Origin of the sequence: Flaviramulus aquimarinus (assembly GCF_039543205.1) — a bacterium.
Classification (GTDB): Bacteria; Bacteroidota; Bacteroidia; order Flavobacteriales; family Flavobacteriaceae; genus Flaviramulus_B; species Flaviramulus_B aquimarinus.
Map to the genome: position 1 here is coordinate 144,104 of NZ_BAABJH010000001.1, position 19,727 is coordinate 163,830.

Consider the following 19,727-nt stretch of genomic DNA (forward strand, 5'->3'; position numbering starts at 1 on the left):
GACTTATGGATAAAAATGCTAAAATCTATATTGCAGGCCATAGGGGTTTAGTAGGCAGTGCCATATTGGATAATTTAAGAAGTAAAGGATATTCAAATATAATTACAAGAACCCACAAAGAATTAGATTTAGTAAATCAAACAGATGTCGCTAAGTTTTTTAGTGCTGAAAAACCAGAATACGTTTTTTTAGCCGCCGCCAAAGTAGGCGGGATCATAGCCAATAATGTATACAGAGCAGATTTCATCTATGAGAACATGATGATCCAAAACAACGTGATCCATCAAAGTTACCAAAACAAGGTAAAAAAATTACTTTTTTTAGGAAGTACGTGTATCTATCCTAAAAACGCCCCCCAACCCATGAAGGAAGAGTATCTATTAACAGATACCCTAGAGTATACCAATGAGCCGTACGCCATAGCAAAAATAGCGGGAATAAAAATGTGCGAAAGCTATAATTTACAATATGGCAGTAACTTCATTTCGGTTATGCCAACAAATTTGTACGGCCCTAACGATAATTTTGATTTAGAGAAGTCGCATGTATTACCTGCACTAATCAGAAAAATATATTTAGCAAAACTGCTATCTGAATCAAGGTATGAAGAGGTTCTCAAAGATTTACAAGTAGATAACATTGATGAGGCCGAAAATTATCTAAACACCTTTGGAGTATCCAAAAATAGTGTTGAAATTTGGGGCTCGGGAAAACCAAAAAGGGAATTCCTTTGGAGCAAGGACATGGCAGATGCCTGTGTGTTTATTATGGAAAACAGGGATTTTAAAGACACCTACGAAAATGGTAAAAAAGAAATCAGGAATACACATATCAATATAGGTACGGGAAAAGATGTTTCCATAAAAGAATTGGCAGAAACCATAAAGCAGGTCATAGGCTTTAAGGGCAATTTGGTCTTTAATACCGATAAGCCAGATGGTACCATGAGGAAACTAACGGACGTATCCAAATTAAATAGTTTAGGATGGAGACATACTGTAGAATTGGAAAAGGGAATTGAAACGGTTTACGATTGGTATTTAACTAATAAATAAGAATAGATATAATGAAGATACTTGTAACTGGTGCAGCGGGATTTATTGGGTTTTATTTAGTTGAAGCTTTAATAAAAAAAGGAGAACATGTAGTAGGAATCGATAATATTAATGATTACTACGATGTGAATTTAAAATATGCTAGACTATCTGAATCTGGAATAGATCTTGAAAAAGCAGATGATAAAGAAAATGGGTTGGAATATGTTGCAAGTACAAAATATGAAAATTATCGTTTTTTAAAACTTGATATTACAGACCTAAATGCATTAGATACCTTATTTAAAAACGAAAATTTTAATGGTGTTATAAACTTGGCTGCTCAAGCAGGAGTTCGTTATTCAATAGAAAATCCACATGCCTATATTCAATCTAATGTTGTAGGTTTTTTAAATATTTTAGAATGCTGTAGATCTTATAAGATTGACCATCTAATTTATGCCTCTAGTTCTTCTGTTTATGGTGATAGAAGTCAAATCCCATTTTCAGAAAATGAAAAAGTTGACACTCCGGTTAGCTTATATGCAGCAACAAAAAAGAGTAATGAACTCATGGCGCATACCTATACCCATTTGTATGACATTCCAACCACCGGATTGCGCTTTTTTACAGTTTATGGCCCTTGGGGCAGACCGGATATGGCACCTATGCTTTTTGCTGATGCCATAAGTAAAGGGCAACCCATAAATGTTTTTAACAACGGAAAAATGCAACGGGATTTCACTTATATAGATGATATTGTTGAAGGTGTTGTACAATTAGCACTTCAATTTAAAAAAGATAAAGCACCAAAGGCGGAGGTTTTTAATATTGGTAATTCACAACCAGTAAAATTAATGGATTTTATTGGTGGTTTAGAAAAAGAAATGGGTGAAGAAGCAACTAAAAATTATATGCCAATGCAAGATGGTGACGTAAAAGTAACGTATGCAGATGCCTCTAAGTTACATAAGGAAACAGGATATAAACCAACAACAACATTAGAAGCCGGATTACATAAATTTATTAACTGGTATAAATCATTTTACAACTATTAGTCATTTATTTTTTGTTTTTAACGCATAAAAAAATGCTCATTATAAAATGAGCATTTTTTTATTGAATATATTTTATAATAAGCCTCTTTTATACTTGCTTATAACCAACATTTAATTTACTCTGGTCAATATGATCAATATTAAAATCAGTAAAGACTTTAACATTCTTTTTCTCCATGGCTTCAATGGCCTCTTTATTATAATTTGAGTTCTTCCATCGCGTTATAGCATATTCTCTTGTTTTTAAATATTCAATATAATCTTCAGTATAATGATCTTCAATACCAAAGCCCATAAACACGGCCAATCGAGGCGATATAGATTTCTTTTTTAAAAAGTTAGGCAAACGCTTTGTTAACCCTGGATGAAAAGCATAATTGGGAAATAAAGAAATTATTTCTGCATTAGGAGAATGTGTTGTGGTAAGCTTCCAAATAATAACATCGCCTACTTCACTTTTCACATTAACTATTTTGCCTTTATGTATGCTCTGGTGCAAATGAGAATCCGCCCTTAAACATAAGCCTTTAGAGTGTTTAGAGTGGTCCTGTAAATACACACCTATTCTTAACAATGAATAGTTTTTATCCTTAAATTCTACACTGTCTTTTTTAAATCGATCTTTAGAATCTTTATGGAACCCACTTAATGATGTATTATAGGATAACGTGCTATCTCCAAAATAAACCAGTTTATCACTTCCAGTAGATTCTTTATAAATATTGAGAATACGGTCATCTAATATAATTTTTGAAAGCATTTTTGCTGATAAAAGGTCCCCTTTATGGTTTTTGTCTTTCTCTGCATAGTCTCTAAATGTATTAATCTCTTCTTCAGTAAATACATTTTTAATAATCATATAACCATGCTTATTAATTTGTTCTTTTTTTGTCATAACCTATTTTTTTTATATCATAATAGCTAACTATTATAACTCCATTAAGTATCTTATTTTATCTAAAAATTCTTATCCACCATGGTTTTTTAGCACCAGTTTCACCATAATTATAACCACTATCATATCCCCTCTTCTCATAATTGGTATCATTCATTAGAATGTTCATATTTGCTAAGCGTTTATTTTCTAGTATCTTTTTTGGGATATTCAACATCCGTTTATCTAAAAACTTAGCTCTTACAACATAAACAAACAAATCTGCTTGATGACCTAACAATAAAGTGTCGGTAGCAATATTTACAGGAGCTGTATCAACAATTACATAATCATAATTATTTTTAGCATAAGCTAAAAGTGTTTCAAAACGTCCGTTACTTAAAAATTCTGAAGGGGATTTTGCAATAGCCCCCGCCTCTACAATATCAAGTTTAGTCCTTTCATTATGTTTAATCACATCCAGTTCTTTTAAACTAGGGTCTGTCAAGAAATCAGTTAATCCCTTTTCTTTTTTTAACTTCAAATAGTCTGCAATTTTAGGGTTTCTAATATCAGCCTCAATTAGCAGTACCTTTTTATCTAATAAAGCCATAGCTGTAGCTAGATTTATGGCTATAAATGTTTTCCCTTCATTCCTCAAGGTCGAGGTTATAAAAACAGCATTAGCATCCTTATTAATATTGGATAATGCATGACTTACGTTGGTTCTTAATAAACGAAAAGATTCTGCTGCAGTATTATTTCTTTTCTGCTCAAAAGTAATAATACTCTTTTTAGTTTTAGCTGAAGGAATATCTCCAAGTACAGGCGCATCAATTATACCCTCTAAATCTTCAATAGCATGTATTCTATTATCAAACAACGACTTAACAATAATAAACAACGTTGGTATTAGAATACCTAGCAATAAACTGGCTATCAATACAATCATTTTTCTAGGAGCTACAGGAACACTACTACCATAGGCTTTGTCTATTATTTTAGCATATTTTGCTGATACGGCTAACGAAATTGAATTTTCCTCTCTTTTTTGAAGCAAATACAAATACAATGTTTCTATAATCTGTTGTTGACGCTGTATATCTTTTATCTCTCTTTCTTTCTTAGGAGTAGCAGATATTTTTGAGTTTAATTTGTACTCTTGCAGCTTAGCCTCATTTAATGATATGGCCAACGATGATCTTGTATTAACCAAGCTCCTATCGATACTTTCTCTTAAGCTTGTAATTTGATCATTTAAATTAATAATAATAGGGTTCTCCTTATTGGCACCTTTTAACAACCTATTTCTATCCAACAATAAATTGTTATATTTTAAAGTATTTTGACTTGTAGCTTCATTAAGAATACCTAAATTACCAGGAATCAAATCATCCTTATTGGTTTTCATATACTTGGCTACATAGTCTATGAGTTTTATTTGCGATGTTAACTCTACTATTTGTTTCGTTAATGTGGCATTAGAAGCCAACACTAAGTCCGCTTCAGAATCCATATTACTTAACTTGTTTTCAATTTTATAGGTTTCTACACCTTGGTCTAAACTTGTTAATTCAATAGAAATATCATCAATTCTGTTATTAATAAACTTGTCTGTATTTCTTGTTATCTGGCTTTTGTATTCAACGGCATCTCTGTTATAATAACTCACCAAACTATCTAAAATCTTTCTAGCTTTTAATTTTACAGGGTCTTGCAATTTAATTATGAGCAAGTTTGATTTCAAATTATCAACAGTAATTTTAATCCGTTGCTTAAAAGCAATAGCAACCTCCTCTAAAGGACTTATTTTTATTAGAATTTCTTTTCCTAACTCTATATTATCAATCGCAATTGGAGTTATAACAAGTTCACCAAACTCTCCAGTTACTCGTTCTCCAAATGAACCTTCTTTAATAGGGTTTCCTTTACTATCTGTTAAAACAAACTTGGTAGCAGATTTTGTGATAATGGAAAATGATGTATTAAGCTTGTTAAGTATAGATTCATTTGCAAAAAAATTGATATTAAAAGGAATATCATCTTTATAAACTTCCTTAAAAGCAATATCGTTTTTAATATAATAGGTTATGTTTGCCCCCAAATCCCTTACAACCCTCTCTATTAGGGTTTTAGATTTTAAAACCCCTTTTTCGGTTTCTATGGAAGTTTTTGAGCCTGCAAACAAACCCAGATCTTGAAAAACAGACAGTTCAGAACCACTATCGTTATCCTTATCGTTGATTAAAATCGTAGACGATACTTGATATTCATAAGTAGCAAATCTCAAATATAAAAAGGCACATGTTAATGCAATTATAATACCAAGCAAAAGTAATTTCCAGTGATAGCTATATTTTTTTAAAACTTCTCTTAAATTTATTTTGTCATTTTTTGAAGCATCCATTTCAGTCATATTCATTATTTTATTATAACACTTTTCTAGTCAACAAGAATAGCTGCTAAAGAAATTAGTATTGATAAAGTCGATACAATTATCCCAGTGTTTGGCCCTACAGCAGAAGCGTTTACTCTAGTTTTATTAGACTCTACATAAATAATATCATTTTGAGCCAAGTAATAATAAGGCGAACTAAAAAGATTTTTATCTGTTAAATCAATAGTTGTCGATGTTCGTTTACCATTTTGCTCCCTGATTAAAGTTACCGTTTTCCGCTTTCCATATATGGTTAAGTCTCCAGCCTGTGCTATGGCTTCTAAAATATTTATACGTTCGCTTTGAACACTATAACTCCCTGGATTTCTAACTTCTCCTAAAACAGACACTCTAAAATTATTAAGTCTAACGTTAACGATTGGATTATTTAAATACGGTAATAATTTTTTATGCAATTCATCTGTAACTTGTTTAATAGTGAGTTGGGCAACTTTAAATTTTCCCAGACCAGGAAAATTAATTTCTCCATCTGCATTAACAATATAAGGTAATGGCCTAGCAAGATTACCTATCTGAGATTCATAAATATTAAAAGGCAAAGCAGCTTCTGGCTCGGTTGATGCCACATTAATTGTTAATATATCTCCAAACTGAATAGTGGGTTGAAAAAGCGTTATATTTTCCTCAATTTCATGACCTTTTTCATCTTGAAAGTAATTAATTTTTTTAGAAGACTTGCACCCTATCAATAGGCTACCAACCAATAGTGTAATTAAAAATTGTTTATATGGAATGTGCTTAATTTTGAACATTATTATTATGTATTTGTTTGTATTTAAAGCTTAATATTTCTTTTAATTGATCTAAACATTATATGTTAACTTAATGTGTTTTAAAGAACAATTTTAGTGTTTTCTAATTGCTGATTTTTTTTAACCGCTTACTTAACTAATTACTTAGAAACCTATACAACAAATATACAATCATATACATGCAACATAGACAGTATTATCCTATACATGACCAATACAAGCGATTCAGTCATCGATTAATGATCATTTTTAAGGTAAAAAATCTTACAATAATTAATCTAACTAGTTATAAACGAATTAACCTTAGATATTTATTACTATTTTCAAGTAATATATAATTTAAGAAATAATAAATGATATTAAAGCTTTATAATGCGCATTAAATAGGATGACATGTAGAATTAACTATTCAAATATGTTACGTGATGAATTATATTTAACTTAAAGATAAAATATGTTAAATAAAGTTCTTTGAATTTTTGTTTTCTGAAAACAACAGGTCTAGTATAGATAAATTTTCGAAAAATATTTCACCTTTTTGATTATATTTTTGAGTCCTGTAATTATGATATGAAATCGTAATGTTTTCATTCTCAAAAATTTCTTTATCCTTTTCTAAATAATTGTTTGACCCACTATTTGCAATTAATTTATTTGCTTTCAACTCCTTACAAATATCTAAAATTAATCCGCTTTTCTTTCCTTCTGCATTTAATTCTGATGCACGAACTAACTTAGTATCTATTTCTAGAAATTGGCAACATTTTGTTATAAATTCAATATTAAAATCTGATATTCTTTCCCAATCTTTTAGATACAGTTCGTTTAAAAATGCAATTTTTCTGTGCTCTTTTCCATAATTATACTGAAATATATCAAGATGCTTCTTTCTCCAATCCTGACCATTATCAATCAAAACGTCTTTAATCAAAGTTTCCGTTTTAGAAAGGTTAGTAGGAATATGAACCCAAATTTCTGATTCATCAACTTTAGATCCGGACTTTAACCTATTGCGCATATGCCAGGTTTGTTTTTTAAACTTAACATTATCTAAAAAAACAAAAACATCAGAATTCTTGATCATATTAAAGTAACCAATCCAAGGGTATAGAGTTGGCTGAGAAGCACTTAATGTTATTTGTTTATGCAATTGACTATTTTATACTATTTATAATTAATAAAAGAAGATATACACAGATATCCTTATAAGATGCCTTAGAAAAAGTTATTAAACATTATTTGAATAGGTCATATAAGATGTTTTGTAAAGTGGCGTAGTATTTTAACCATAAAGAAAACAAGTATTTTAATTACTGTTTTAATACTTAAAGGACTACACAAAATTAAACTAAAAGATTTAATTAAAACAATTATAGCTATAGTATTATTATCATAGTTATTTAAAACCATAATGTAACTTACTCATAACTAATTTGAGTCCTAAAACCAAGCCCTTAGTTCTATGGTTTTACATAGGAAATACTATCTTTCTTTAACCATTATTACTATCAATTATAGATACAAACAAAAAAAATAGTTATTTATTCAAAATGAAAGTCCAATTAGCTATTATAACAAAACCATAATATAGCCCATATACGATAAAACCCTGTTAATCATACGATTATCAAGGTTTTTATTTGATTTGACACTATAGTTGTCGGGGTGGCAGGATTCGAACCTGCGACCTCCGCGTCCCAAACGCGGCGCGATAACCGGGCTACGCTACACCCCGAATTGATTATCTAATTTCTCATGAAAATTTGCGGAGAGACAGGGATTCGAACCCTGGGTACCTATTTCTAGGTACGACGATTTAGCAAACCGCTCCTTTCGGCCACTCAGGCACCTCTCCATTATTTTTTATTTGAACAACACATTTAATTTAAATGCGGATGCAAATTTAGTTTTTCATCTTAAAGAACACAAACATTTTCTGCGTTTTTTTTATATTTTATTCGGGGTATTCTATACGCAAATGATAAATATTTGCAAGCTTGTGTTTTAGCACTTTTTTAATAGATTGAATTTCTTTAAAAGTAATATTCGCATTTAAAAATTGGCCTTCTTCTATTTGCTTATTTATAATACTTTCTACAAAAGTTTCAATTTTTGTAGATGTAGGTTCTTTTAGACTTTTAGAAGCAGCTTCAATGCTATCACACATCATTAAAATAGCAGTTTCTTTACTAAATGGCTTTGGACCAGGATAACAAAAATCTAATTTATCGACCTCACTATCTGGAAAATCCTTTTTTTCTTGCACATAAAAAAAATAGACAATACTTGTACCATGATGTGTTCTTATAAAATCAATGACCCTATCTGGCAAATTATTTTTTCTAGCTATTTCAATACCATTTATAACATGGTCCGTAATTATTCGAGCGCTTTCTTTAGAAGATAATTCGTCATGAGGATTAATGCCTGTAGACTGATTTTCGGTATAATATGTTGGGTTTTTCATTTTACCAATATCATGATATAGTGCACCTACCCTAACCAACATGGCATTAGCCCCTATTTCATTAGCTGATGCTTCAGCAAGATTAGCTACATTTAATGAATGGTGAAATGTTCCTGGCGCCTTATTTGACAACTCTTTAAGAAGCTTTGAATTTGTATCTGACAATTCCAAAAGCGAAACATCTGAAACCAATCCAAAAAGTTTTTCATAAGCATAAATTAAAGGTTGCACAAACAACGTCGCTAATCCACATAAGATAAACCATATAAATGTTTCCCATTTAAGTGTATCTAAACTACCCTCATGTATAACAAAAAAAGCAAAGTAGGCTATAATATAAATAAGCGTTATCTGCCCTACAGATATAAATAAATTGGCACGTTTGTATAATTCAGAAACGGTCAATATCGTTACAATTCCTGCAATAATTTGAAGAAACATATATTCATAACTATTAGGTACAATAAAACCTAACAAAAGTACTGTGAGTACATGCGCAAACAAACCTAATCTAGCATCAAAAAAGGCTTTAAATACTAGCGGTAAAATACATATTGGAACAATATAAATATACTTAGAATCGTAATTCACAACAAGGGTTGTGATAAAAATCATTAGAGAAACATTAAAGAAAATAAAAGTCACTTTAGTATTATTATCAAAAACATTCGCTCTATATTTTCTTAAAAACAACAGCAACATGAGCAAAGCTAAAGCAACCAACAGTGTATAAGCAAATAATACCCAATTATAATTAGACTCGCTCCATACTTGCGATTCGTACTCAGCTTGTAAAGATTTTAAAATGATATACTTATCACCTTCAACAACCTCTCCTTTTGAGACAATCAATGTTTCTTTTGCAACACTACCTCTAGTATATGATATTTTTGCAAATTCATCTTTTAAAACCTTATCCGTAAATGACTTGTTAAATATGATATTAGGCTCTATAATATCAAAAAACAAAGCCACAAAGTTTTCTTTATACTCAGATAAATCATTATTAACCAAAACTTTATCTATTACAGAAGTAACATCACCTTGCTTTATTAAATTAGCAAAATAAGCATCTTTCTTTTTTTCCCTACCATCAAGTAAAGCAACTGCTTTATCTTTCGAAAAATTATAATTTTCACTTAAAATCCCAAATGCATATAATTCTGAAATAATAGAATCTCCAACATTTTGTAAAGTATTTAATTTGATTTTGGGAATAGAATCAGAAAATGCATTCTTGAATTGCACCTCATAAGCACTTTTTACCTCATTTTCAATTGTATTGTCTATATCAAAATATAAAACAGAATTATCGGTAAGATTCTTTTTTTCTAAAGTAATTTCTGCATCCGTTTTTTTAATCGCAAAATCAAAAGGAGCCTGTAAGTTTTCTGATTGCCAAGGCTTACCTTTTTCAAAATTGTACTTAAACTTTCCGCTTTTTGGAAACAAAAAAACAATTAAGAATGTGGTGCAAATAAATAATAGTCCTTTGTAAATTAAGGAATGGTTTTTATATAGTTTGTTTATAAAGTCTTTCATGTATTTATATGCATTCCTTTTTATTTGTTACATCTGTCTGTAAGCTATGACATCATTTAATCATAGACTAGATAGACTAGAATACCAAATTTAGGTACAGATATTTTATTTAGAAATCAAATGTAATAAAATTATAAGCTTTTACCGTTTTTTATAATAAAGGAATCATTGAAATTTCTTCTAAAAAATCGTTATTTTCGCAAGTAGTAAACTAAAAAGTCATATTGATGAAAAAAGAAGTTGTCATTGTTTCTGCTGTAAGAACTCCTATAGGTAGTTTTATGGGTGCTTTATCAACTATTTCAGCGCCTAAATTAGGTGCTATAGCCATAAAAGGCGCATTGAATAAAATAAACTTAAAACCTGAGCTTGTTGAAGAAGTTTTAATGGGCAATGTGGTACAAGCTGGAACTGGACAAGCACCAGCTAGACAAGCGGCCATTTATGCTGGTATACCCAACACAGTACCTTGCACGACAATAAATAAAGTATGTGCATCTGGAATGAAAGCTGTTATGCAAGCAGCTCAAGCTATTACCCTTGGAGATGCTGAAATTGTTGTTGCAGGAGGGATGGAAAACATGAGTTTGATTCCGCATTATTTATATGCTAGAACTGGAACTAAATTTGGGCCTAGCACATTAATTGACGGTATGCAAAAAGATGGCTTGGTTGATGCTTATGACCAAAATGCTATGGGTGTTTGTGCTGATGCATGCGCAAGTAAATATGAGTTTTCAAGAGAAGATCAAGATACTTACGCTATTCAATCCTATAATCGTTCTGCTGCTGCTTGGGACGCAGGCAAATTTGACCATGAAATTGTTCCTGTTGAAGTTCCTCAACGACGAGGTGAGCCAATTACCGTTTCTAAAGATGAAGAGTTTACGAATGTTAGAATGGATAAAATTCCTCAATTACGCCCAGCCTTTACCAAAAATGGCACCGTAACTGCAGCAAACGCATCAACAATCAATGATGGTGCCGGTGCTATGGTTTTAATGAGCAAAGAAAAAGCAGATGAGTTAGGACTAAAACCTTTAGCAACCATAAAAAGTTATGCTGATGCTGCTCACGAACCAGAATGGTTTACAACAGCTCCAGCAAAGGCCTTGCCTAAAGCCTTGAATAAAGCTGGAATAACAAAAGATGACGTTGATTTTTTTGAGTTTAACGAAGCATTTTCGGTAGTTGGATTAGCGAATATGAAAATTTTAGGATTAAACGATAAGAACGTAAATGTAAATGGTGGCGCTGTTTCTTTAGGCCATCCATTAGGTTGTTCTGGAGTTAGAATTATAATCACTTTATTAAACGTATTAGAACAAAATAATTCTAAAATTGGTGCAGCTGCTATTTGCAATGGCGGCGGAGGTGCATCTGCAATTATTATTGAACGCAATTAGGTTTTTTTAATGCAATACGGAATTTGTAATTTAAGCATTGTACCCCTTAGAAACGAACCTGCTGATACCAGTGAATTGGTATCACAAGTGCTTTATGGTGAAGTTTTTAAAATATTAGAACAAAGAAAAAACTGGAGTAAAATAAGACTTGCTTTTGATACTTATGAGGGTTGGGTGGATAATAAGCAATATTTAGAAATTAATGAAACCCAATACAAATCCTTACATAAAGAAGCACCTAAACTCTCTTTAGACTTAGTCGAATTTATTCAAGATAAAAGAGAACAACTGTACCCTATTGTATTGGGGTCTACATTAAATGGTCTTTCACTTTTAGACCATAGACATGATGGTGATTCCATTAAAGCTAAAAATGCTAAAGAACATATTATACAAACCGCTTTTTTATATTTAAATACACCGTATTTATGGGGTGGAAAAACACCTTTTGGTATTGACTGTTCTGGCTTTACCCAAATGGTCTATAAGCTTAACGGTTATAAATTGTTACGTGATGCCTCACAACAAGCTACACAAGGTGAAGCTTTAAGTTTTATTGAAGAAAGTGAGCCTGGCGATTTAGCGTTTTTTGATAACAGTGAAGGTACCATTACCCATGTGGGTATTATTATGAAAGATAATTATATTATTCATGCTCATGGCAAGGTTAGAATTGATAGGTTAGACCATTCTGGAATATATAATGTAGATAAAAAAATACATACACATAAGCTACGTGTCATTAAAAAAGTCATATAAAAAAAGCTACATATTGTAGCTTTTTTTATATGACTTTTTTAAACGTTATAAGTTTAGTTATTCAGTTAAAGCATCAACCTTTTCTTTTAAACTCTTATACTTTTCTGTTTCTCCTAAAACACTATAAATATTCATTAGTGTTTGAGCTGCACTAATGCTTTCAGGATTTATTTCAAGAGCTTTTGTTAAATATGGAACTGCATTTTTATAAATATTTTGACGTTCCTCTCTCAACTCATCATAACGCTTATCATCAGCTTTAGAAGTTCCTAAACCGTTCATTTCTTCAATTAGAGCTTCTTCTTCACCCAAAACTAAAGCAGCCATGTTTATATAAGCATTAATATATGTAGGATCTAATTCTATAGCTTTGTTATAGTATTTTTTTGCACCATCCATATCTTTAGATTCTGCTGCTATAACACCTAAATTATATTGTAATTCAGGATTAGTTGGATCCATTTCTGTTGCTTTTTGCAAAAGACTTTTAAATTCTTCTGTATTACCCATTTTATAGTGTACGTTAGCTTCAGAAAGAATTAAATTAATATCATTAGGACTTTCTGCTCTTGCTTCTTTCATAGCAGCAATAGCTTTTTCATTATCGCCTTGGCTAACATAAATTAATGCTACATTTTTAACAATTTCTGGCTTTTTAGAATCTGTTAAACGCTCTCCTGGGTTTACGTGACTTTTACCTTTAACATATAAATCACGCGTGTTTTTGTCTAAAACTTCTTCTTTTCCTGTTTCTGAATTTGTAGCGAAATATTGTTTTGTAACACCTGTATACCCTAAATCCTTAAGTTCTTCATACAACACTAAAGCTCTATCGTACTCCTTTACATTTACTGCGGTTGCAGCTGCATAATAAAGAAACAAAGTGTCTTTTTCGGCAACTCTATAAGAGCTCTCAAAATATTTAGAAGCATTGGAATAATCTTTCTTTTCGTAAGCTGCATTTCCTTTTGTTAGTAATCCATTAGATATGGTTTGCTTTAAAGCGTTAATTTCAGAACCATAGTTGCTTTCTGCTTTAGATAAGCTTTCTAATACAGTTTTAATATCTGCATCGGCTCCTTTTCCATTTGCATATAACGCTTGTCCTTTTAAATAATAGAATTTAGCCTTGGTTTTATCATCCATTGCAGACATTAAGCTTTCTGCTTGTGTTAATGCTGCTTTAGCTTCAGCAAAATTGTTGTTTTTAATAGCTTTTTCTACAACTTTTAATTCCTTTTTTTGCGCAAATGAAAATGCACTTATTGAGAATGCCAAAGCTATGATTAATTGTTTTTTCATTTTAAAATTATATTAGGTTTATTTATCAGTGTTATTGTCGTCTATAGGATTATCAAGAGTTGTGCCATCTTCTGAAACATCAGTGTTTTCAATATTTTCAGCTACTATTATATTCCCATCTTCATCCAATTCTACTTCATCTTCATCATGCATTACTTTTGCAACTGCTGCTATAGAATCGTTTCCTTTTAGGTTAATTAATTTAACACCTTGGGTAGCCCTACCCATAACTCTTAAGTCCCTAACAGCCATCCTAATAGCAATTCCTGATTTGTTGATAATCATTAAATCATCATCATCCGTTACATTTTTAATAGATACCAAGTTACCCGTTTTATCTGTGATAGATATGGTTTTCACACCTTTCCCTCCACGATTCGTTATACGGTAATCTTCTAAACTAGAGCGTTTACCATAACCGTTCTCAGATACTACAAGTACATTACTTTCCATATCATCAACAGCAATCATACCAATAACTTCGTCAGTTTCATTTTGCAAACGAATTCCTCTTACTCCTGAAGCTCCACGTCCCATTGGTCGTGTTTTAGCTTCTTCAAAACGAATGGCTTTACCTGACTTTAAAGCTAACATAACTTGACTTTCACCAGTAGTTAATTTAGCTTCTAATAAAACATCGTCATCTTTAATAGTTATAGCATTGATTCCATTTGTTCTTGGACGAGAATATTGCTCAAGCGATGTTTTCTTAACTTGTCCTTTTTTGGTTGCCATGATAACATAATGACTATTGATATAGTCTTCATCTTTTAAATCTTGAGTACAAATAAAAGCCATAACTTTATCATCTTGCTCTATATTTATAAGATTTTGAATGGCTCTACCCTTTGAAGTTTTACTGCCTTCAGGGATTTCGTAAACACGCATCCAGAAACATTTTCCTTTTTGAGTGAAGAATAACATATATTGGTGATTCGTACCAACAAATAAATGCTCTAAAAAATCTTCATTTCGAGTTGTTGATGCTTTTTGACCAACACCACCTCTATTTTGTGTTTTATATTCTGTTAAAGACGTTCGTTTGATATATCCAGCATGTGAAATCGTGATTACCACTTTCTCGTTTGGAATCATATCTTCTATACTTAAATCGCCACCAGCATATTCGATAACTGAACGGCGCTCATCACCGTATTTATCTCTAACAACTTCTAACTCACCTTTAATAATATTCATTCTACGATCTTTCTTGTCTAGAATATCTTTAAGGTCGATAATAGTCTTCATGATATCTTCATACTCAGCACGCAATTTATCTTGTTCTAAACCTGTTAATTGACGCAAACGCATCTCAACAATAGCTTTGGCTTGAATTTCAGTAAGTTTAAAACGTTCAATTAAATTTGCTCTAGCTTCATCTGCATTCGAAGACGCTCTAATAATTTTTATAACCTCGTCTATATTATCAGAAGCAATAATCAACCCTTCTAATATATGTGCTCTTTCTTCTGCTTTACGTAATTCATAAGTGGTTCGTCTTACAACAACTTCATGTCTATGCTCAACAAAATAATGAATCAACTCCTTTAAGTTCAACAACTGTGGCCGCCCATTAACCAATGCTATGTTATTTACACTGAATGAGGACTGTAAGGCTGTATACTTAAATAATTTATTTAATACGATATTTGGAATAGCATCACGTTTTAAAACGTATACAATTCGCATACCATTTCTATCAGACTCATCACGTATAAGTGAAATACCTTCTAGTTTTTTATCGTTAACCAAATCAGCAGTTTTCTTAATCATATCTGCTTTATTTACTTGGTAAGGAATCTCGTCAACAATAATACACTCACGACCATTTACCTCTTCAATATTCGCTTTGGCACGCATCACGATTCGTCCGCGTCCCGTATGAAAGGCTTCTTTAACCCCATCGTAACCATAAATAGTTCCGCCAGTTGGGAAATCAGGCGCTTTTACATGCTGAATTAACTCATCAATTTCAATATCATTATTTTCTATATAGGCAATCGTACCATTAACAACCTCTGTTAAATTATGTGGCGGCATGTTTGTTGCCATACCTACCGCAATACCAGATGCACCATTAACTAAAAGACCTGGAATACGTGTTGGCAAAACTGTTGGTTCATGCAACGTATCATCAAAATTCAACTTATGGTCAACAGTTTCTTTATCAATATCTGCCAACATGTCCTCAGATATTTTTCGCATACGTGCCTCAGTATAACGCATTGCTGCAGGACTATCACCATCAATAGAACCAAAGTTTCCTTGCCCATCTACAAGCATATAACGTAAACTCCATTCTTGAGCCATACGCACCATAGCATCATAAACCGATGTATCGCCATGTGGATGATACTTACCTAAAACTTCTCCAACTATTCTTGCGGATTTTTTATGCGCTGTATTTGCCCTAACACCAAGTTCATGCATACCGTAAAGTACACGTCTATGAACTGGTTTTAAGCCATCTCTTACATCTGGTAAAGCACGTGACACAATGACTGACATTGAATAATCAATATATGCCGATTTCATCTCGTCCTCAATATTAATAGGGATCAATTTCTCTCCTTCTGCCATAAATAATCTAATTTAGTTTTATGTGTTTTTCAAAACATGCTAATATAAGAATTTCAGCAGTCATAGTAAGACTATCAATACTAGTTTTTCGTGTTATTTATTAACAATTTTTGCGACTTATTTAGTTAATAAGTATGCTGCTAAAAGTTTTGATTTTATAAAGTTTTTTTCGTCAATTAGCACCATGCAGACATTTTTAGGTATAGTTTTTGACTTTAGTAAAATGTTTTAGTATTTTTAATGCAGAAAGGACACGATTTATGGATGATAATTTTTCCCCAAGAGTAAAAGATGTTATTGCTTACAGCAAAGAAGAAGCATTGCGTTTAGGCCATGATTTCATAGGTACTGAACACCTTATGCTTGGTCTTTTAAGAGATGGTAACGGAAAAGCAATTAACATACTTAACGCCTTAGATATTGATTTAAATCATTTAAGACGTAAAGTTGAAATATTAAGTCCTGCCAACCCCAATATTACTGTAGCTTCTAACCAAAAAAAGAACCTACACCTAACTCGGCAAGCAGAACGTGCTTTAAAAACCACTTTTTTAGAAGCCAAATTATTTCAAAGCTCATCAATTAATACAGCGCATTTATTGCTTTGTATTTTAAGAAATGAAAACGACCCCACTACAAAGCTTTTAAATAAGCTTAAAGTTGACTACGATAATGTTAAAGAACAATTTAAAATTATGATTACAAACGATGATAATTACATAGAACCTAAAGCTGAATTTCAGGATGATGAACCAAATGCTGAAGATGATGCTAATAAAGACAATATATTTAATCCACCAGCTGGAAAGGCCAATAAGAAGTCTAAAACCCCTGTTCTAGATAACTTTGGACGCGATTTAACCGCTATGGCTGAGGAAGGCAAATTAGACCCTGTTGTTGGACGTGAAAAGGAAATACAACGGGTTTCACAAGTTTTAAGTAGAAGAAAGAAAAACAACCCACTTTTAATTGGCGAGCCTGGTGTTGGTAAATCTGCAATTGCCGAAGGCTTGGCTCTTAGAATTGTAAAGCGAAAAGTTTCTAGAATCCTATTTAACAAACGTGTAGTTACTCTAGATTTGGCAAGTTTAGTTGCTGGCACAAAATACCGTGGACAGTTTGAAGAGCGGATGAAAGCTGTAATGAATGAGCTAGAAAAAAATGACGATGTTATTTTATTTATTGATGAAATCCATACTATTGTTGGTGCCGGTGGCGCTACAGGAAGTTTAGATGCTTCCAACATGTTCAAGCCCGCTTTAGCACGTGGAGAAATCCAATGTATTGGAGCCACAACTTTAGATGAATACAGGCAGTATATCGAAAAAGACGGCGCCTTAGAACGTCGTTTTCAAAAAGTTATTGTCGAGCCTACTACAGTTGAAGAGACTATTGAAATCCTTAATAATATAAAAGGAAAATATGAAGAACACCATAATGTTGATTATACGCCAGGAGCTATAGAAGCTTGTGTAAAATTAACCAACAGATACATGACCGAACGCTTTTTACCAGATAAAGCCATTGATGCTTTAGATGAAGCTGGATCTCGCGTACACATTACAAATATTGATGTTCCAAAGCAGATTATTGAGCTAGAAAAACAACTAGAAGGCATCAAGGAAACTAAAAACGCTGTTGTTAGAAAACAAAAATATGAAGAGGCCGCTAAGCTAAGAGATGACGAAAAGCGTATAGAAAAAGAGTTGTCCATTGCCCAAGAAAAATGGGAAGAAGACACCAAACAACATCGTGAAATTGTAACAGAAGATAATGTTGCAGATGTGGTTTCTATGATGACTGGCGTGCCTGTTAACAGAATTGCTCAAACCGAAATAAACAAGTTAGCAGAATTACCAAACCTTATAAAAGGGAAAGTTATAGGTCAAGACAATGCTGTTGCTAAAGTCGTTAAGGCTATTCAGCGTAACCGTGCGGGACTTAAAGACCCAAACAAACCAATCGGCTCATTTATATTTCTAGGGCAGACAGGTGTAGGGAAAACACAGTTAGCTAAAGTGTTATCTAGAGAGTTATTTGATTCTGAAGATTCACTCGTTAGAATTGATATGAGTGAATATATGGAGAAATTCGCTATTTCCAGACTAATTGGAGCACCTCCAGGATATGTTGGCTATGAAGAAGGCGGACAATTAACCGAAAAAGTTAGACGCAAACCCTATGCCGTTATTCTTTTAGATGAAATTGAAAAAGCACATCCAGATGTTTTTAATATGTTATTGCAAGTCCTTGACGATGGGTATTTAACAGATAGTTTAGGCCGAAAAATTGATTTTAGAAATACAATCATTATCATGACCTCCAATATTGGAGCGCGAAAACTTAAAGATTTTGGAACAGGTATTGGTTTTGGAACAGCATCACAAAAAGCACAAGAAGATGCCAATGCAAGAAGTGTTATTGAAAATGCGCTTAAAAAATCGTTTGCACCAGAATTCTTAAATAGAATTGATGATGTTGTTGTTTTTAATGCTTTAGAAAAAGAAGACATCAACAAAATCATTGATATCGAATTGGAAAAACTTTTAATCAGAATTAAAGGTTTAGGTTATAACTTAACACTAACCGATGCTGCAAAAGATTATATTGCTGAAAAAGGTTTTGACAAACAATATGGAGCAAGACCTCTAAAAAGAGCGATTCAAAAATATATTGAAGACGCTTTAGCTGAAGAAATTGTGGCATCACATTTACAAGAAGGCGACAATATAAATATCGATTTAGATAAAAAAACGGAAGAACTTAAGATTTCTATTGAAAAGGCCGAAAAGCCCACAGAGTCTTAATACTTTTGAATTTTACAATACTAAAAATCCTGCTTTAAAATTAAAGTAGGATTTTTTTTTGAGAAAGTGTAACAAACCAAAACCATGTCCATCTATACTATAACAATTTGTTTTTTTGAAACCAACTAACCAAAATACAGAACAACTCATAGCCCTTTGTAGGTCAGGAAACCAATCCGCGCAATTGGAAATTTACAACAGATACTATAAAGCTATGTACAATGCATCTTTCAGAATTGTAAAGGATCGTTTTGAAGCCGAAGACATCATGCAAGATTCGTTTTTGACAGCATTTACAAAACTAGATACCCTAAAAGACGCTAAGATTTTTGGGCCTTGGTTAAAACGAATTGTTATTAATAACAGTATTTATCATTATAGAAAGACCATAAAAAACAACGAAGTCCCTTTAGATGATTTACTGTATAAAGTAGAAGATAATTCTAGTGGCGCAGACAACAATTATGAATTTACAAACATAAAGGCGCAACAAGTTTTAAATACCATGAAATCATTAAAAGACAACTATAGAATTGCGTTAACACTAAACCTTATTGAAGGTTATGATTACGAAGAAATTAGCAGCATTATGAACATAACAAACGCTAATTGCAGAACCACAATATCAAGAGCAAAAGAAAGCTTAAGGAAAAAGCTGCAAACTGTTATTGAACATTAAATATTAAAG

The 19,727-nt window shown here is 32.1% G+C and carries 13 protein-coding genes and 2 tRNA genes; 6 read left to right on the forward strand and 9 right to left on the reverse strand.

Going from position 1 to position 19,727, the window contains the following annotated elements; all coding sequences use genetic code 11:
• Positions 1-5: 5 nt before the first annotated feature.
• Both ABD941_RS00590 and ABD941_RS00595 read left to right on the forward strand, forming a co-directional pair.
• A complete protein-coding gene (locus tag ABD941_RS00590) occupies positions 6-1,055 on the forward strand; it encodes a GDP-L-fucose synthase family protein (protein ID WP_345271961.1) in 1,050 nt (349 codons plus the stop codon).
• Between the two features lie 11 nt (positions 1,056-1,066).
• Entirely contained in the window at positions 1,067-2,092 is a 1,026-nt protein-coding gene (locus tag ABD941_RS00595) for a GDP-mannose 4,6-dehydratase (protein ID WP_345271962.1), read from the forward strand.
• Between the two features lie 88 nt (positions 2,093-2,180).
• On the opposite strand, the gene ABD941_RS00600 is transcribed toward ABD941_RS00595, so the two are convergent.
• From ABD941_RS00600 to ABD941_RS00630, 7 genes are all read right to left on the reverse strand, one after another.
• Complete coding sequence (locus ABD941_RS00600) at positions 2,181-2,987, reverse strand: phytanoyl-CoA dioxygenase family protein (RefSeq protein WP_345271963.1); 807 nt, start codon at positions 2,985-2,987, stop codon at positions 2,181-2,183.
• A gap of 58 nt (positions 2,988-3,045) precedes the next feature.
• Entirely contained in the window at positions 3,046-5,388 is a 2,343-nt protein-coding gene (locus tag ABD941_RS00605) for a GumC family protein (protein WP_345271964.1), read from the reverse strand.
• Between the two features lie 20 nt (positions 5,389-5,408).
• Positions 5,409-6,176 carry a polysaccharide biosynthesis/export family protein gene (locus ABD941_RS00610; protein WP_345271965.1) on the reverse strand — a complete coding sequence of 256 codons (768 nt, stop codon included), beginning with the start codon at positions 6,174-6,176 and terminating at the stop codon, positions 5,409-5,411.
• A 457-nt stretch (positions 6,177-6,633) separates the two neighbouring features.
• Positions 6,634-7,326: a WbqC family protein gene (locus ABD941_RS00615; protein WP_345271966.1), complete on the reverse strand. Its 693-nt coding sequence runs from the start codon at positions 7,324-7,326 to the stop codon at positions 6,634-6,636.
• 510 nt (positions 7,327-7,836) lie between these two features.
• Positions 7,837-7,911 (reverse strand) — tRNA-Pro (locus ABD941_RS00620).
• Positions 7,912-7,942: 31 nt separating this feature from the next.
• Positions 7,943-8,031, reverse strand: a tRNA-Ser gene (locus tag ABD941_RS00625).
• Positions 8,032-8,130: 99 nt separating this feature from the next.
• A complete protein-coding gene (locus tag ABD941_RS00630; RefSeq protein ID WP_345271967.1) occupies positions 8,131-10,185 on the reverse strand; it encodes an HD family phosphohydrolase in 2,055 nt (684 codons plus the stop codon).
• Positions 10,186-10,412: 227 nt separating this feature from the next.
• Between ABD941_RS00630 and ABD941_RS00635 the strand changes: the two genes are divergently transcribed.
• Together ABD941_RS00635 and ABD941_RS00640 are read left to right on the forward strand one after the other, a co-directional pair.
• On the forward strand, positions 10,413-11,591 hold the full coding sequence (locus tag ABD941_RS00635; protein WP_345271969.1) for an acetyl-CoA C-acyltransferase: 1,179 nt from the start codon (positions 10,413-10,415) through the stop codon (positions 11,589-11,591).
• 9 nt (positions 11,592-11,600) lie between these two features.
• Positions 11,601-12,350: a C40 family peptidase gene (locus ABD941_RS00640; protein WP_345271970.1), complete on the forward strand. Its 750-nt coding sequence runs from the start codon at positions 11,601-11,603 to the stop codon at positions 12,348-12,350.
• Between the two features lie 57 nt (positions 12,351-12,407).
• Here the strand turns inward: ABD941_RS00640 and ABD941_RS00645 are convergent, their stop codons facing one another.
• Complete coding sequence (locus ABD941_RS00645; protein WP_345271971.1) at positions 12,408-13,652, reverse strand: tetratricopeptide repeat protein; 1,245 nt, start codon at positions 13,650-13,652, stop codon at positions 12,408-12,410.
• 18 nt (positions 13,653-13,670) lie between these two features.
• A complete protein-coding gene (gene gyrA, locus ABD941_RS00650; protein ID WP_345271972.1) occupies positions 13,671-16,232 on the reverse strand; it encodes a DNA gyrase subunit A in 2,562 nt (853 codons plus the stop codon).
• Between the two features lie 260 nt (positions 16,233-16,492).
• On the opposite strand from gyrA, the gene ABD941_RS00655 reads away from it, so the two are divergent.
• The gene (locus ABD941_RS00655) at positions 16,493-19,039 is read left to right on the forward strand and encodes an ATP-dependent Clp protease ATP-binding subunit (protein ID WP_345271974.1); all 2,547 of its coding nucleotides are present in this window, start codon (positions 16,493-16,495) and stop codon (positions 19,037-19,039) included.
• A 115-nt stretch (positions 19,040-19,154) separates the two neighbouring features.
• Positions 19,155-19,718, forward strand: coding sequence for an RNA polymerase sigma factor (locus tag ABD941_RS00660; protein WP_345271975.1), 564 nt, complete (start codon positions 19,155-19,157; stop codon positions 19,716-19,718).
• The last annotated feature ends 9 nt before the right edge of the window (positions 19,719-19,727 follow it).